Genomic DNA, 16,795 nt, shown 5'->3' on the forward strand with positions numbered 1-16,795 from the left:
GCCTTCATAAGCAGGGCGCTCCATCGTCTGGAGGGGACATAGGCATGGCGGATGAACAACTTGACACGCAGCCATCGCGCAGAGGCTTGCTGCTGGCGGCAGGCGCGCTGGCGACCGGCCTGATCGACACGCCGGGCATCGCCGCCCAAGCCAAGGCCGACGACACGCCGCGTGCGGAATTCGTCTATGAAGCGATCGTCACGCTGGGACCGCCCGAAGACATCGGCACGACCCCGCACGGCAAGCGCGTCCGCATCCCCATCACCGGCGGCACGTTCAAGGGACCACGGCTCAGCGGTACGATCTTTCCCGAAGGCATGGACTGGCAACTGATCCGCCCGGACGGCTTCACTGAACTGGAAGCCGCCTATCTGATGCGCGAAGCGGACGGTACCGTCATCCGTATTCAGAACAAAGGGCTGGCCGGAAAAGGCTATGCCAAAACGACCGCGACCTTCGAAGTCCCCAACGGTCCCCATGGCTGGCTGAACGAAGCCATGTTCACGGGCACGGTCGGCCCTGTGCCGGAAATCAAGACCCCGGCCGTCCGCATCCGCATGTACAAGCTGGTTTAAGGACCGCAGACGATGGCGCGCATTCGCTGGCTCACCTACCTCATGTTCCTGATGTTCGCGATGACTTCGGAATCGGTCGGCGTCATCATCCCCTCGGTCATCCGCGAATTTGATCTCGGCATGACCGCAGGCGGATCGTTCCATTATGCGACGATGAGCGGCATAGCCTTGGGCGGCGTGTTGCTCGGCTCGATGGCCGATCGCTTGGGGCGCAAGGCGACGATCCTCATCGGCCTTGGCCTGTTCGGCCTCAGCGCCTCGCTCTTCGCCTGGATCAGCAGTTTCGGCATCTTCCTCGTCCTGCTGTTCATCGGCGGCATTGCCGTCGGCATCTTCAAGACCGCCGCGCTCGCGCTGATCGGCGACATATCCACATCGACCCGCGCCCATACCGCGACGATGAACGTGGTGGAGGGCTTTTTCGGCATCGGCGCGATCATCGGCCCGGCCATCGTCGCCTATCTCCTGTCGCATGATGCGTCCTGGAAATGGCTTTACCTGATCGCCGCGTTATTCTGCGGTCTGCTTATGATCGTCGCCTGGCGTGTTCCCTATCCACCGATGCGTGCCGCCGTCCCGGATGGCGCGCCGCTTGCCGACATGCTGGCGATGCTACGCAATCGCTATGCCCTGGCCTTCAGTTCCGGGATCATGCTCTATGTCGGGGTTGAAACGGCCATCTATGTCTGGATGCCCACGCTGCTGGCCGGCTACACTGGCCCGGGGTGGCAATGGGCCGTCTATGCGCTGTCGATCTTCTTCATCCTGCGCGTTGTCGGCCGATTTGGCGGCTTCTGGCTGCTCGAACGCTTCGACTGGACCCGTGTGATGGCGTTGTGCGGCGTAGCCATTCTGCTCTGCTTTGCCAGCGCGATAGTCGGCGGACGCTCCTTTGCGGTCGTCGCCCTGCCGCTTTCCGGGCTGTTCATGTCTGTGATCTATCCCACCCTAAACTCGAAAGGCATCAGTTGCTTTCCCAAGACGCAGCATGGCGCGATTTCCGGCGTCATCCTCTTCTTCACCTGCGTCAGTGCCGTCGCCGCCCCTCTGACGATGGGATTGATCGGCGAATATCTGGGTGATGCGATATATGGCTTTTATCTTGCTACGGCGTTCGCAGCAGCCCTGGCTACTGGCCTTATCCTTAACATGCTCTTCGATCCGGCAAGCGTGGAACTCCAATGGCGTGGCCAAGTCGATTACCAGTCATAGTCGTTCTCTTGGCGCCCTGACGGTAATTTGCGTTATGCTACAACCGCCGGCCCGTATCGCCAGCGGCCATGCCTGAGAGCAGCCATTGCAGGATTGAAAGATCAAGACAGGCAAGGACGCGCGCGCCCTCATGCTCTCTAAACTGCCCGCCAAGGTATAGGATGAAGATAAGCTCGCATCATTTCGAGGAAGGCTGTGATACGATGGCTTCGCCCATTTCGCGCACTCAGAAGTGCCACGACGTCCGCATCGGGCGTCTGCCAGTCGGACAAAATCTGCACAAGGCTGCCATTCGCCAGATCATGCGCAATGTCCCATTCCGATCGCATAATCACACCCAGTCCAGCAAGAGCCCAACTTCGCATGATGGCGCCGTCATTCGTTGACATGACCGGCTTTATCCGGATCGTCTCGGGGTTGCACTTAGGCCGGAAAAAACGCCAAAGCGTGACGTCTTCATCATTTTCTCTCAGGGCCAGACAGCGGCATTGCCGCAAATCTTCAGGTTTCTTGATAAGCGGATGGTCCTGAAGATAAATAGGCGACGCGCAGACGATGCGTCGGTTGGGCGCCAACGTGGTGACCAACCTATTGGTTGAACTCAGCGCCCCGATGTGAATGGCCAAATCCCAGCTATCCGATGACAGCGATGCTGGATTATCAGACAGTTCAAGCGCTACCGTGACTTCCGGATGGAGTTGAACAAATTCACGCACCACAGGCGCGACAAATTCCCGGCCGAAGCCATAGGGCGCCGCAATCCTCAATTTTCCTCTGACGGTGGTCGATCTTCGCCCCAGTCGCTCGTCAAGTCGCTCGATCGCATCCACGATCGCTGCGCCCTCGGCCGCCACGAGTTCGCCTTCATCCGTCAGATTGAGCCCGCGCGACGAGCGATCGATCAACCGCACCCCGACGCGCTGTTCGAGCGCCTTCAGCCGCTGCGTTACGGCCGGCGCCGAAACATTGAGCCGACGGGACGCATCCGCCAACGAGCTTGAGCCGGCAATGACCCCGAAGAAAAGGAAATCGTCGCTCGATATCATTAACATTCACCTTAATCTCAAATGACAAATCGATTAATTGAGTACACGCAAATTTTCCATAAACTAGCTCTTCTGTCACGTCCCTGAAGAGTGAAACGGAATCAGCCTTGCTGGATGAAATGAACCGCTATGCCACCGATGTCGGCAGCCAAACGCTCAAGAACGTCGGCACCCCGTGCCTCATCCTCGACCGGGATCGTATGGATCGCAACGTTGCGCGGTTGCGCGGACGACTGGACCGGTTAGGCGTGCAATTGCGGCCGCATCTGAAAACGGCGAAGTCGGTTGATGCAGCACGACGGGTCATGACCTCTCCCGCCGGTCCGGCGACGGTTTCGACACTCAAGGAAGCCGAGCAGTTCGCTCTGGCCGGGGTGACCGACCTTACCTACGCGGTGGGCATTTCACCCGACAAGATCGATCGGGTCCTGGCCCTTCGAGCATCCGGGGTCGATCTTTCGGTCACGCTGGATACCGTCGAGCAGGCTCGTGCCGTCGCGGAAGCATCCCGTCGGACGGGCGACATGATACCGGCTCTGATCGAGATCGATTGCGACGGCCATCGGTCGGGCGTCCTGCCCGACGACCAGGCGCTTCTTGTCGACATCGCCAGGGCGCTGGAAAATGGCGCTAGCCTGCGCGGGGTACTGACCCATGCGGGCGCCAGCTACGGCGCGATCGGTGATGATGCGTTACGCGCTGCCGCCGAGGGCGAGCGCGCCGCCGCGGTTCGGGCCGCGACCCTGTTGCGCGAAGCGGGCTTCGTTTGTCCGGTCGTCAGCGTCGGGTCGACGCCGACCGCGCATTTCGCGCAAGCGCTGGACGGCGTCACCGAAATGCGCGCAGGCGTATTCGTCTTTTTCGATCTGGTCATGGCCGGAATCGGCGTCTGCGCGATCGACGACATCGCTGTTTCGGTGCTGGGAACGGTGATCGGCCACCAGCCGGAAAAGGGCTGGATATTGGTCGATGCCGGATGGATGGCGATGTCGCGGGATCGCGGCACCGCCAAGCAGGCGGTCGATCAGGGCTATGGTCTGGTCTGCGATATCGACGGCCGGCCCCTGGGCGACCTTATCCTGTCCGAAGCGAACCAGGAACATGGCATCATCACGGTCCGGCCCGGTTCGACGGCATCGCTGCCAGATTTGCCGATCGGCACGCGCCTGCGCATTCTGCCCAACCACGCCTGCGCAACGGGCGCGCAGCATGACAGCTATCATGTCGTCCGGGGCCAAAGCGACAGCATCGAGGCCGTCTGGCCTCGCTTTGGAGGATGGTGAGAAGGACATCGATATGATCGACCCCACCCCGGTTCCCGTCACCACGGGCGATGCGCCCGCCGCGGGCGGTCATTATGCGCAGGCCATCAAATATGGCGGCCTGGCCTATATTTCCGGCCAGTTGCCGATCGCGCCTGACGGCACGCACCGTCCGGAGGCGGATTTTGACGATCAGGCGCGCCTCGCCATCCGCAACCTGCTCGCCGTCATGCAGGCGGCCGGCAGTTCGGTCGACAAGCTCCTCAAGGTGACGGTCTATATCGTGGGCATCGAGAACTGGCCCCGCTTCAATGCTGTCTATGCCGAGTTGCTGGGCGATGTTCGTCCGGCCCGGTCGGTCGTACCCGTACCGCATCTCCATTATGGCTATCTCGTCGAGATCGACGCCATCGCCGCCTGTGCGGGCTGACTCCCTGGTCTGATTTGACTCGATGTAAAGGAACCGCCGATGGCAACCGCGACATTTGGTGGACGAACGCCCGCCAAGGCGCCTTCGCAATTGGGTGATCAAGCCAGAGCCAAAACCCGCCTGCTCGCGATTGATGCTCTGCGCGGTTTGGTCATGATCATCATGCTGGTGGATCATGTGCGAGAAACCTGGTTCCTCCATCATCAGGTCACGGACCCGATGAACGCCCTGACGGTCGATCCCGCGCTGTTCTTCACGCGTCTGACCAGTCAGATCTGCGCGCCGGTTTTCGTGGCGTTGACGGGCTTGTCCGCCTGGCTCTTCGGCCAGTCGCACAGCAAGGCGGAAACATCGCTGTTCCTGATCAAGCGCGGCCTGTTCCTGATGGTGATGGACGTCACCCTCATCACGTTCGCCTGGTCCACAACCTTCCCGCCCAAAATATTCTGGTTGCAGGTCATCTGGACCATCGGCATCTGTATGATCATACTGGCCGGGCTGATCCATCTGCCTTCCCGCGCGCGGATCGCCATCGGCCTTGTGATCCTATTCGGCCATAATCTGCTCGACGGCATCATTCTCCAGCCGGGCGACAGCTTCTATGTGCCATGGGCGATGCTGCACCAGCGCGCCACGATCGATCTGGGCGCAGGCTTCGTCGCAAGGACGACCTATCCGGTCCTGCCATGGATCGGCGTGATCCTGCTCGGTCACGCCATTGGTCCCTGGTTCGCGTCGGACGTCCAGCCGGCCGAACGGCGGCGGCGCCTGATGCGCCTTGGGCTGACCTTCATCCTGGGTTTCGTCGCGTTGCGCTTCGTCAACGCCTATGGCGACAAGCCATGGTTCTACACCGGCGAAACCATCAGGACGGTGATGAGCTTCCTCGCGCTCACCAAATACCCGCCCTCCTTGTTGTTCCTGCTGCCCACTTTGGGTCTGGGCGCGGTGCTGCTGGCCTTTTTCGAACGGCGCAGCGACGCCAAGGCGACAGCATGGCTCGCGGCGCTGGGAAGCGCGCCTATGTTCTACTATATCCTGCACATCTACGTGCTGCGCACCCTGTATAACAGCGCGCTGCTGATCTGGGGTCCCAATCACGGTCCATCATTCGGTGTCGAATCGATAGTTTGGGTCTGGATCTGGTCGGTCGCGCTGATCCTGCCGCTCTATTATCCGTCGAAATGGTTCGCCCAGTACAAGCGGGATCATCGCGATCAACACTGGCTGCGCTATTTGTGACCAGCCCCACGGTTCAGATCAAGGATGGAGCGATTTCCACCCTCTCTTCTTTCACGCTGCGGCCCATGAGCGATACGAATCGCGATCTCGATGGCGCGCTGGCGCTGTCGCAGGCGGTACGCTGGCCCTATCGTCGGGACGACTGGCGCGTCGCCCTGGACCTCGGCCAGGGCCTGCTGGCGGAGGCGGACGGCGAGATCGTCGCCTCCGCACTTTGGTGGTCTTATGGCGACGCCTTCGCCACCTGCGGCATCATCATCGTGTCACCTGCGATGCAGGGCCGTGGACTGGGACGGGCACTGATGGACACCATGCTCGAAGCGACCAGCGATCGCACACTTCTGCTGAACTCGACGGCAGAGGGGCATCGTCTCTACGAGGCCTTCGGGTTCAGCGATATTGGCACCGTTCACCAGCATCAGGCGCAGAGGCCAGCTATGCTTTCCCCGTTCCCGACCGGACCCGTCCGACGGGCGCAGGCCAGCGACCTGCCCGCTATCGTGCAGCTGGACCGGCACGCCTTCGGCGCAGAGCGGACTCGATTGATCGAGATGTTCGTCCGCATCGGCACCGCAATGGTCATCGAACGCGACGGGGTGATCGACGGCTTTGCCACATGTCGCCCCTTCGGCTTTGGCCAAGCCGTCGGGCCTGTTGTCGCGACGAGCACAGCCGACGCTCAATTGCTGATCGGTCATTTCATCACGGAGAAAGCAGGCCAGTTTCTGCGCGTCGATATCACTGGCGACAGCGGCCTTGGCGACTGGTTGACGGCGCAGGGCCTGCCCGAAGTCGGCAACGTCACCACCATGATCCGGGGGCAGCGCCCACCCCTTATGGGGCCAGGCCGCATCTATGCTCTTGCAAGCCAGTCTTTCGGTTGAGGCACATCGTATGAAACTTACCCCCTATTGGCACGACACGGCCCCGACCTTCCTGGGCACGGAAAAGGGTCCGGTCGAAGGCGACTATGATGTGGCGGTGGTGGGCGGCGGTTTTACCGGCCTTTCCGCGTCGATCGCGCTGGCGAAAAAAGGCGCGCGCGTCATCCTGCTGGAAGCCGGGCGGCTGGGCGGATGCGCGTCCGGGCGCAATGGGGGCATGTGCAATAACGGCTTTGCGCAGGATTATGCCGGCATGGTCGGCCGTCTTGGCGCCGATGCCACCAAACGCCTTTACCAGAGCTTCAACACAGCGGTCGATACGGTCGAACGCATCGTCCGCGAAGAAGCGATCGACTGCGACTTCAGGCGCGTCGGGAAGCTCAAGATGGTGGCCAAACCCGCCCATTATGACAAGCTGGCGCGGTCGCAGGAACTGATGGCGCAAGGCGCCGATCCGGACGCCTATATGGTGTCCCGTCAGGACATGCCGTCTGAAGTCGGCACCGACCGCTATTTCGGCGGCCTCATCTTTCCCAAAAGCGCGGCGATGCATATGGGCAAATTCGCCCATGGCCTGGCGACCGCAGCGGCGCGCCATGGCGTTCGGTTGCATGAAAACAGTCCGGTTACCGGCATGAAGCGCCTGAACGGTCATGCCCATAGCCTGTCTACGCCATCGGGCCAGGTCACCGCAAAGCAGGTGCTTCTGGCGACGGGCACCTCGGCCGTCGGGCCGCTATCCTATTTTCGCCGTCGCATCGTGCCGGTCGGCGCCTTCCTGATCGTCACCGAACCCTTGTCGCAGGCACGGCTGGACAGCCTGTTGCCGCATCGCCGCAACGCGACCGACACGCGCAATTTCGTCAGCTATTTCCGCGTCACGCCTGACAATCGCCTGCTCTTCGGTGGCCGGGCGCGCTTCGCCAAATCCAACCCCCAGTCGGACATGAAGAGCGGTGCCATCCTCCAGCGATCGATGATCGAGATATTCCCCAGCCTGTCCGATGTCCGGATCGATTATTGCTGGGGTGGCATGGTCGACATGACGGCCGACCGCCTGCCGCGCGCGGGTGAACATGACGGCCTGTTCTACTCCATGGGTTATAGCGGGCACGGCACGCAGATGTCGACCTATATGGACCAGATCATGGCTGAGGTGATGGACGGCAACACAGCGGCCAACCCGTGGAGAGATTTCGACTGGCCCGCCATTCCGGGACATTTCGGCCCGACATGGTTCCTGCCGTTCGTCGGCGCCTATTATAAATTGCAGGACATATTGCACTGAAAGTCCCGAATATCGGGCTTATCGTCAACAGCATTACAAGGACAGATCAGTGAGCCTCCCGGAGTATCGCCAATTCTACATCGATGGTCAGTGGCGCACATCCTCTTCGGACAAGAGCAGCACGATCATCTGCCCGGTCACCGAAAAGGTCATCGGCTCTCTTGCCATGGGCACCGCAGCCGATGTCGATCATGCCGTGACTGCGGCGCGACGGGCGTTCGCGACATTTTCCGTTGCGCCTGTCGAGGAACGGCGCGCGCTGCTGGAACGGGTGCTCGCCCTGATGGCAGCACGGGCCGAAGAACTGGCGGTCGCGATGACGACGGAAATGGGCACAGCCATCAGCTTCGCGCGCAGCGCGCAGGTGCCGTTCGGCATAGCGCATGTGCGCGCGGCGATAGAGGCGCTGAGCGACTATGCCTTCGTCACACTCCAGGGATCAACGGCGATCGTGCGGGAGCCGATCGGCGTCTGCGGCCTGATCACGCCTTGGAACTGGCCGCTCTACCAGATCACCGCCAAGGTCGCGCCCGCCATCGCCGCAGGCTGTACCGTGGTCCTCAAACCGAGCGAACTCTCGCCGCTGAGCGCGCTGCTGTTCGCGCAGATCATGCATGATGCGGGCGCGCCGCCCGGCGTCTTCAATCTTGTCAACGGTACGGGGGAAGAGGTCGGCGCGGCCATAGCCTCCCACCCCGACATCGACATGGTATCGATCACCGGATCGGTGCGCGCGGGCGTGCTGGTGGCGCAGGCCGCCGCCGTGACGGTCAAGCGCGTCGTGCAGGAACTGGGCGGCAAATCGCCCAACATCCTGCTGCCCGACGCCGATTTCGAGCGGGTGGTGCCGCTGGGCGTCGCGTCGGGATTGCGCAATGTGGGACAGTCGTGCAGCGCGCCGACGCGAATGATCGTGCCCGCCGATCGGCTGGCGGAGGTGGAAGCGCTGGCGCGGCGTCATGCGGAAACCATGATCGTGGGCGATCCCACGGCGCAGGACAGCGTTCTGGGTCCGGTCGCCAACAAGGCGCAGTTCGACCGCGTACAATATATGATCGCCGTCGGCATCGACGAAGGGGCGAAGCTGATCTGCGGCGGTCCGGGCCGTCCCGAAGGATTGATCGAGGGCTATTTCACGCGGCCCACCATATTTTCCGGCGTCACCACCGACATGCGCATCGCGCAGGAGGAGATTTTCGGGCCGGTTCTGTGCATCATACCCTATGCGACGGAGGAGGAGGCGATCGCGATCGCCAACGACACCGTCTATGGCCTGGGCGGCCACGTCCAGTCGGCGGATCTGGAAAGCGCGCGCCGGGTCGCTCGTCGCATCCGGTCCGGCCAGGTGCATATCAACCACCCCGCATGGGATGCGCATGCGGCTTTCGGCGGTTACAAACAGTCCGGCAATGGCCGCGAATATGGCGTTTTCGGCTTGGAGGAATGCCTCGAAACCAAAGCCATATTGGGATATGATCCGTCATGACCGGCAGTGAGGACGACGCAGGGTCGGAGGGCTATTCACGTCGGAACATCCTTGGCCAGGCGGGCGCCGGTTTCCTTGCCTCCGCTTCCGGCCTGCTGCTGCCGGAAGCCGCACTGGCAGCGCAAAGACCGCGCGTGGGTGGACGCATCCGCGTCGCGGGCACGACATCCTCGACCGCCGACACGCTCGATCCGACGACAGGCGCGAATAATGGCGATTATCTGCGCCACGAGATGCTCTACAGCAAGCTGACCGAACTGGACGGCGATCTGCGCGCGCAGCCGGCTCTGGCGGAGCGTGTAGTCAGCAATGACCAGAAAGCCTGGCATCTGCGATTGCGCAAAGGCGTGACCTTCCATGACGGCAAGACGCTGGACGCGGGGGATGTCGTCTACACGCTGCTTCGACACAAAAATCCATCGGTCGGATCGAAACTGGCAGGGATCGCCGGCCAGTTTGCCGAAGTGAAGGCGACCGGGCCGCTGGATCTGCGTATCACACTCACAGGCCGCAATGCCGATCTGCCGGAGATACTGGCCCAATCCCATTTCGGGATCCTGGCTGCGGGAACGAAGGATTTCCAGACGGCCAACGGAACCGGCCCTTATCGTCTGGCGCAATTTCGTCCTGGCATTCGCACGCTCGTGCGCCGCAACCCCCATTACTGGAAGAATGGCCGCCCCTATCTCGAAGAAGTCGAACTGATCGGCATTCCCGACGAGGTGAGCCGCGTGAACGCCCTGCTATCGGGCGATGTCCACATGATCTGCGCGGTCAATCCGCGATCGGTTCGCCGGATCAATGCGTCGTCCGGACATGCTATCCTGGAGTCGAAGTCCGGGCTGTACACCAATCTCATCGCGGCGCAGGATCGTCTTCCGACATCCAATCCGCATTTCGTGGCGGCGCTCAAATATCTGATGGATCGCCCGCTCATCAATCGCGCGCTGTTCCGCAATTATGGGATGATCGCCAACGATCACCCCATTCCCCCGTTCCACCCCTATTATAACAAGGATCTGCCGCAGATCGCGCTCGATCTGGACAAGGCGAAATGGCATATCAACAAGGGTGGGCTGGCCGGCGTCCGGCTGCCGATCTATGCGTCGGCGGCCGCTGAAGGATCGGTCGATATGGCGTCCATCCTTCAGGAATATGGCTCGCGCGTTGGACTTAAGCTGGCGGTCAATCGCATGCCCGCCGATGGCTACTGGTCCACGCACTGGATGAAACATCCCCTGGGCTTTGGCAATTGCAATCCCCGGCCCACGGCCGACATGATCTTCAGCCTGTTCTTCAAATCCGACGCGCAATGGAATGAATCGCGCTGGAAGAACCCCCGGTTCGACAGCCTGTTGCTCGAAGCGAGAGGCGAACGGGACGAAGGCAAACGCAAAGCCATGTATGGCGAGATGCAGGCTCTGGTGAAACATCATTGCGGCGTCGTCATTCCCGCCTTCATCAGCCTTCTTGATGGATATGACCGACGTCTGAAAGGGCTGTCGCCAAACCCGCTCGGTGGATTCATGGGATACACCTTCGCAGAACATGTGTGGTGGCAAGGCTGAGGCTACGCCCCCCACAACCTCATTTTAGAATACAGGCTGAAACGTCATCATGTCACCCAGAGCCAAGAAAATTCCCAGCGACGAAGTCCTGCCCCGATCCGCGGACGTGGTGATTATCGGCGGCGGTATCGTCGGCGCGGCAACCGCTTACTATCTTGCCAAACGCGGCCTGTCCGTAGTCCTTCTGGAAAAGGGCTATGTCGGATGCGAGCAATCCAGCCGCAACTGGGGCTGGTGCCGGCAGCAGAATCGTGATGCGCGCGAAATGCCGCTGTCGGTTCTGGCGATGAAGCTCTGGGACGGACTCGCCGATGAGATCGGCCAGGATCTGGGCTTTCGCCGGACCGGGCTTCTCTATGCCAGCGACGATGACAAGCAGCTGGCAGACTGGGAAAAGTGGCAGGAAACCGCGCGGCTGTTCGATGTCGAAACGCGCATGCTGTCGGCGCGCGAAGCGGCGCAGACATTCCCCGAAACCAGGCGCAAATGGCGTGGGGGTATCCATGCCGCGCGCGACGGCAAGGCCGAGCCCGCCCTGGCCGCCCCGGTCCTGGCCGAAGCTGCGCGTGCGCTGGGGGCGACGATTCATCAACAATGCGCTGCTCATGGCCTGGACGTCACCAATGGAATGGTGAGCGGCGTTCATACGGAAAAGGGCTTCATCGCCGCCAATGCCGTGCTGTGCGCCGCCGGCGCATGGGCGTCGGTATTTTGCCATACAATGGGCGTGCGTTTCCCGCAGGCCAGCGTCCGCCAGACCGCGCTTCGGTCCCGGCCCGCGCCCAATGTTGGCGAGGTCCTCTACACTCCCGACTGCGCGCTCACCCGCAGGCTGGACGGCAGCTATACCATGACGATCAGCGGCAAGGCGACGTTGGAAGTTACGCCCCAGAGCCTGCGCTACGCAAAGCCATTCATGCCCATGTTTATCAAGCGCCTGCGTGCCGTGCAGGTTGGCGTCGGCAAATCTTTCTTCGTCGGGCCGGAATCCGTTTCCAGTTGGTGGTCGAGCAAAGACAACCGCTTTTCTGATATCCGGGTGCTCGACCCCGATCCCGATCCGAAATTCATCGCGGCGATCCTCGCGAATGTCCGCGCCAGCTTCCCCGCCCTGGCGGACATCGAAGTCGACGAAGCTTGGGGCGCCTATGTCGATTCCACGCCCGATGCGGTGCCGGTCATTTCTCCAGTCGATGGCATTGGCGGCTACTATCTCGCCGCCGGCTGCTCGGGGCATGGTTTTGGTGTTGGTCCGGGCATCGGATTTTTGGCGGCGGAACTGATCGTCAATGACAAACCCAGTGTCGACCCCTACCATTATCGGCTGTCCCGGTGGTCGGACGGCTCCAAGATCGAAGTCGGTGCACTGTGAACCGCCCGTCAAAGAACAGGTGTCCAAGACGATGTTTCGACCGAAATCTATCAGTTTCGATTGCTAGGGCACTCTGACCCGCTTTCGCATGTCTGAAATGGCTACGGAATTCATGGCGGATCGCATGGCGTATTCCGACCTTCCTGCGTTTTGCATCGATTGGTCCTAAATTCGTTTCGACCAAGTCTTGGGTGCATGGACGCCTTATTCCGAACTGCTGCGTGAATCCTTGCGGCCCACCTGCAAGGTCTGGGGCGGGGAATATCGCGAAGCGGATGCGGATAGCGCCTATGAGGTCATTCCAACATGGGGTCCCCATGACGACGTACCAGCGGGCCTTTCGAAGATCGCTGGCGACATTCCGCTCGTCATACTGTCCAACGCGATGGACGAGCATATCGATCGCAATGTCGGTCTGCTTGGCGCGCCTTTTCACGCTATCTACACTGCCCAGATGGCGCAGGCGCAAAAGCCGCGCATGATAGGCTTTGACTATATCTTCGACCAACTGGGGCGGACCCGAAGACATGATGCATGTGTCGTCAAGCTTCCGCTACGACCTTCATTTCGGCGACATTCCTGGAGTTTCGCTGCCGAGTTCTCGTTGGTCGCGGCCACGAACTTTCAAACAATTTTTATCGCGATGTGGAGATTTCACACATTGGCGCACTCCCAGCTTTATTTGGCCTGTAACTCCTATCTTAAGGCCAAGGCTTGTAGGCGATAACCAGAAGATCACGGTGGCAGCCAGAGCCATGGCCGAGAAGAAGGTCCGGCAACGGCCCAGCGGGTTGCGACGCCCCGCCGGTGCTTGAGACGCTCGAATATGATCTCGACGCGATCATATTTGATCGGCTCTTTTGCGCGCCGTCGATCATCAAAAACGGATCAGGCCGCCGCTGCGTAGACGCCCCCTCGCGGCGCTTCCAGAGGATATTCAGCTGGGCCGCCATAATCATAAGCGTCGTTCAGCGTCTTGATGAACAAAGGATCATGCAGAGGGTCGGTCGGCGTGGCAATGTCGATCCCGCGCGCACGAACATCCTTGATCAAAGTGTCAAACACGCGGTCGAAGGTCAGATTGTCTGATCCATCCATATTCTTCTTAAGCTCATCAAAATCATCGAAAACCTCGGCCGACCAATGCACGAGAAAGCGCAGTTCGTCCGTGTGATATTCGTCGATCACCCGATCGCCCGTCTTGACCTGCCAGCCATCACGATTGCCGATTTCTCCGGTGAAGATGCTATCGAAGCCCAGGCCTGCGGGACGCTGCCGCTCCAACGAGCCATTCGCCTCGCCACGATGGACCATCATCTCGTTCTGGACGACCAAGCCGCGATTATAGATGGGCGAAGCCAAACGAACCGGCTTGTTGAGAGGCCCCTTGGGCCAGTAGGTAAAACCGCTCGCAGGGTCATGGCTGAACCAGGTGATCACCTGCGCCATCTTGATAAGATAATCCTGGAAAAGACCTGAACGACCCATGATCGAACAGAGCCAAGTCGGCGAGTTTTCGTAACGAATGCCTCGAAAACTGGGGGAGTCGATATGCCCAGGATCATTATTGCCACACGGCCCGTTGATGTTGAATAGCATCATCTGCGGCTTGGCATATTGGGCATTCCAATAGGATTTGGCGTGACCGAGAAAGGCTTCATTGTAAAAAACGTCCTGCAACTCAGGATAGAGTGTTGCCGAATAGTTGGCGAAGAAACCACGAAAGGTCGGCGTCAGGAACATATCCAAGGTCGGCTCGAACCCGTCCGGGAAGCCGCCGGCGAACGTGGCGATCAGTTCTTCGGCATTGGCGAAATGTTGCGCGATGATCAGCTTCCATGCACCGCTATGCACGACATCGAGCATCCGACGACGCTGATCATCGGTGAAGATATTGTCGAGCTGGCGCGGCGGGGACACGGGCTGAAGAATATCGGACAGATGCCGCCTTTGCGACTCGCTGAGCATGAAACCTCTCCTCCTGAATTGACGTGTACCCGTAGTTGATCGAACGATATCGTTCAATTAATTTCCCGAGTTTTCTTGCAATCTGAGTGGTCGGGGTCCCAGCATATGTGGCGAGCCATCAGCCAGCTTTGCTCGTCACAAAGAAGGGGCGCAGATAAGCTTCCATCCCCTCCATGCCCCCTTCTGACCCCATCCCGCTGTCGCCCACGCCGCCAAAGGGTGTTTCAGCCATCGCCATGGCGAAATGGTTCAGCCCCAACATGCCCGCCTTGATCCCGGCGACGATTCTCTGCTCGGTGCTCAGATTGCTTGTGAACGCATAGGAAGCCAGACCATAAGGCAGGCGATTGGCCTCGATCAGGGCGGCATCGATGCTTTCGACCGGCATGACCAGCATCAGTGGTCCGAATGGCTCCTCGTTCATGGCCTCCATGTCGGGTGTCATGCCCGAGAGGATGGTGGGTTCGAAAAAATAGCCGCTATTGCCGATGCGTGCACCGCCGGTCTCCAGCTTAGCGCCGCGCTGCAACGCATCGGCTGCAAGAGCCTCGATCTTGGAAAGCTGGCCCGCAGTGGCGAGTGGTCCCATCTGCGTGTCCGCGTCCATCCCGTTGCCGACGCGCAACTTCGCCGCCGCTTCTTTGACCCCCGCGACGAAATCGGCATAGAGGGGTTGTTCGATTAAAAAGCGCGTTGGCGATACACAAACCTGTCCGGCATTGCGGAATTTAAACTCTGTTGACAGCGCGACGACCGTATCGAGGTCTGCGTCGCTCGCAATGATCACCGGGTTATGCCCGCCCAGTTCCATCGTCACCTTTTTGAGATGCTGCCCCGCCGCGCTCGCCAGCAACCGGCCGACCCTGGTCGAGCCGGTGAGCGTCACTTTTTGAATTTCCGGCGCTGCGCAAAGCGCGGCGGAAATAGCGGGCGCATCACCCCAGAGGATGGTCAGCACCCTGGGCGGCAAGCCAGCAGCGAGCAGAGTCTGTACAACGCGACATCCGGCGCTAGGCGTCTCTTCGGCAGGTTTGAGCACCACCGAACAGCCAGCGGCCAGCGCCGGGGCGATCTTCTGCATCGGCGTCCAGACCGGAAAATTCCATGGCGTGAAGGCCGCCACCGGGCCGACCGGCCGGCGAAACACGGTCCAGCGCATATCGGATGCGCGGGTCGGAATCAGACGGCCATAGGCGCGGCGCCCCTCTTCGGCATACCAGTCGAGCAGGTCGGCGGAGGCCAGCCATTCGCCCCGCGCCTGCGCCAACGGCTTGCCCTGTTCGCGGGTTATGTCCACAGCGGCATCATCCGCATCGGCGCGCATCAGGTCCGCGGCACGACGCATAATCTTCGATCGGTCGAAAGCAGACATGGTCGACCAGATTCTAAAACCGTCGACCGACAGGCGCGCCGCTTCCAGCGCTTCAACCTCACCGCATCTCGGAATGATCGCAATCACTTCACGCGTCGCAGGGTTCATCAGCTCCATCGTGCCCAGGGAGCCTTCCATCCGTTCCTGACCATCGAATATCGGGCGTGGAATCGCCATGGCTTTTCTTCTCCTTGTCTCAGCCGGCGCGAATATAGTCGGCGGTCGAGACAGCCGCTGCAGCCATGCGCCGTTCCCCCAGCAATCCTGCCCAATAGCCTTCGGAACCATCCGCCAGACGCCATTCATGAAGACGACGGGTCAGCAGGTGCAGGTCATATTCCTCGCTGATGCCGATGGCGCCATGGACAGCATGAGCGATGGCGGCGACCTGCGCCGCGGCGGCGCTGGCGCCATGTTTAGCGATAGCCGCATCGGTCGGACGAGGCGGGAGGCCGGAGCGCACGCCGATGGCGGCGGCAATGCGGGCTGCGACCGCCTGCTCGGCGAGGATGGCGAGTTGCTGCTGGACCGCCTGCTGCTTGCCTATAGGCTTGCCGAACTGATTGCGCGCATTGGCATAGGCCACAGTCATGTCCATGACCCGTGCGCTCGCGCCTGATATCAGCAGCGCCCGTAATACCGCGCCGATCGGTCGCAGCGCCTGGCCACCGTTGACAGGATCATCCCCACTGGCGAGTATCGGCGCTTGCGGCGATCCCAAGAGGGTATGCGCTGCGACATCGGCGAAAGGTGTAGCGCCAGCGCCTGTCGCGATCGCGATTGGGCCGGCAGGCGCGCGAGCCCCGGAAGCGGTCAACAGGGCGCGCGCGATCATGGTGTCCCCCACCGGCAGCGGCACCGCGTGATGACCGAGCAGTACGATCAGCGGAGCGGCGTCGGCCAGCGACACTCCCGCGCCGCCCAAATCCTCCGACACCAGCGCGTCTAGGAAACCAGAATCGTCGAAAACCTGCCACATCGGCGCTGCATCGCCCCCGGCCTCGACCGCGCGAATGGCCGATGGCGTGCAGATATCCTCGATGATACGGGCAAAGGGGGCGATCAGTTCTTGCATGTCCATGATGGTCTT

At 61.0% G+C, this 16,795-nt stretch carries 15 protein-coding genes; 11 read left to right on the forward strand and 4 right to left on the reverse strand.

Translation table 11 applies throughout. The annotated features are described in order from the left end of the window. The first annotated feature begins 44 nt into the window (after positions 1–44). Both ABT375_RS05860 and ABT375_RS05865 read left to right on the forward strand, forming a co-directional pair. Positions 45–575, forward strand: a complete 531-nt coding sequence (locus ABT375_RS05860) for a DUF3237 domain-containing protein (RefSeq protein ID WP_416464424.1) — start codon at positions 45–47, stop codon at positions 573–575. A 12-nt stretch (positions 576–587) separates the two neighbouring features. Further along, positions 588–1,787, forward strand: coding sequence for an MFS transporter (locus ABT375_RS05865; protein ID WP_416464425.1), 1,200 nt, complete (start codon positions 588–590; stop codon positions 1,785–1,787). A 137-nt stretch (positions 1,788–1,924) separates the two neighbouring features. On the opposite strand, the gene ABT375_RS05870 is transcribed toward ABT375_RS05865, so the two are convergent. Continuing rightward, a complete protein-coding gene (locus ABT375_RS05870) occupies positions 1,925–2,833 on the reverse strand; it encodes a LysR family transcriptional regulator (protein WP_416464426.1) in 909 nt (302 codons plus the stop codon). Between the two features lie 107 nt (positions 2,834–2,940). On the opposite strand from ABT375_RS05870, the gene ABT375_RS05875 reads away from it, so the two are divergent. The 9 genes from ABT375_RS05875 (at position 2,941) to ABT375_RS05915 (ending at position 13,092) form a co-directional block, all read left to right on the forward strand. Then, positions 2,941–4,116, forward strand: coding sequence for a DSD1 family PLP-dependent enzyme (locus ABT375_RS05875; RefSeq protein ID WP_416464427.1), 1,176 nt, complete (start codon positions 2,941–2,943; stop codon positions 4,114–4,116). A gap of 13 nt (positions 4,117–4,129) precedes the next feature. Beyond that, positions 4,130–4,525: a RidA family protein gene (locus tag ABT375_RS05880; RefSeq protein WP_416464428.1), complete on the forward strand. Its 396-nt coding sequence runs from the start codon at positions 4,130–4,132 to the stop codon at positions 4,523–4,525. A gap of 39 nt (positions 4,526–4,564) precedes the next feature. After that, a complete protein-coding gene (locus tag ABT375_RS05885) occupies positions 4,565–5,767 on the forward strand; it encodes a DUF1624 domain-containing protein (protein WP_416464429.1) in 1,203 nt (400 codons plus the stop codon). A 65-nt stretch (positions 5,768–5,832) separates the two neighbouring features. Further along, positions 5,833–6,651 carry a GNAT family N-acetyltransferase gene (locus ABT375_RS05890; RefSeq protein WP_416464430.1) on the forward strand — a complete coding sequence of 273 codons (819 nt, stop codon included), beginning with the start codon at positions 5,833–5,835 and terminating at the stop codon, positions 6,649–6,651. Positions 6,652–6,661: 10 nt separating this feature from the next. Further along, entirely contained in the window at positions 6,662–7,939 is a 1,278-nt protein-coding gene (locus ABT375_RS05895) for an NAD(P)/FAD-dependent oxidoreductase (protein WP_416464431.1), read from the forward strand. A 79-nt stretch (positions 7,940–8,018) separates the two neighbouring features. After that, positions 8,019–9,425, forward strand: a complete 1,407-nt coding sequence (locus ABT375_RS05900; protein ID WP_416464859.1) for an aldehyde dehydrogenase family protein — start codon at positions 8,019–8,021, stop codon at positions 9,423–9,425. Next, positions 9,422–10,993 (forward strand): ABC transporter substrate-binding protein, encoded by a 1,572-nt coding sequence (locus ABT375_RS05905; RefSeq protein WP_416464432.1) that lies wholly within the window; start codon positions 9,422–9,424, stop codon positions 10,991–10,993. The genes ABT375_RS05900 and ABT375_RS05905 overlap by 4 nt, the downstream gene beginning before the upstream one ends. Positions 10,994–11,042: 49 nt before the next feature. Then, entirely contained in the window at positions 11,043–12,365 is a 1,323-nt protein-coding gene (locus ABT375_RS05910) for an NAD(P)/FAD-dependent oxidoreductase (RefSeq protein WP_416464433.1), read from the forward strand. A 187-nt stretch (positions 12,366–12,552) separates the two neighbouring features. Then, positions 12,553–13,092, forward strand: a complete 540-nt coding sequence (locus ABT375_RS05915; protein WP_416464434.1) for a hypothetical protein — start codon at positions 12,553–12,555, stop codon at positions 13,090–13,092. A 161-nt stretch (positions 13,093–13,253) separates the two neighbouring features. Here the strand turns inward: ABT375_RS05915 and ABT375_RS05920 are convergent, their stop codons facing one another. The 3 genes from ABT375_RS05920 to ABT375_RS05930 all read right to left on the reverse strand — a co-directional run bounded on the left by ABT375_RS05920 (position 13,254) and on the right by ABT375_RS05930 (position 16,786). Beyond that, positions 13,254–14,333 (reverse strand): hypothetical protein, encoded by a 1,080-nt coding sequence (locus ABT375_RS05920; protein WP_416464435.1) that lies wholly within the window; start codon positions 14,331–14,333, stop codon positions 13,254–13,256. Between the two features lie 118 nt (positions 14,334–14,451). Further along, positions 14,452–16,011, reverse strand: coding sequence for an NAD-dependent succinate-semialdehyde dehydrogenase (locus ABT375_RS05925; RefSeq protein WP_416464436.1), 1,560 nt, complete (start codon positions 16,009–16,011; stop codon positions 14,452–14,454). Then, positions 15,902–16,786: an acyl-CoA dehydrogenase family protein gene (locus ABT375_RS05930; RefSeq protein ID WP_416464437.1), complete on the reverse strand. Its 885-nt coding sequence runs from the start codon at positions 16,784–16,786 to the stop codon at positions 15,902–15,904. The genes ABT375_RS05925 and ABT375_RS05930 overlap by 110 nt, the downstream gene beginning before the upstream one ends. Between the last annotated feature and the right edge of the window lie 9 nt (positions 16,787–16,795).

Origin of the sequence: Sphingomonas sp. VDB2, assembly GCF_047946695.1 — a bacterium.
GTDB lineage: Bacteria > Pseudomonadota > Alphaproteobacteria > Sphingomonadales > Sphingomonadaceae > Sphingobium > Sphingobium bisphenolicum.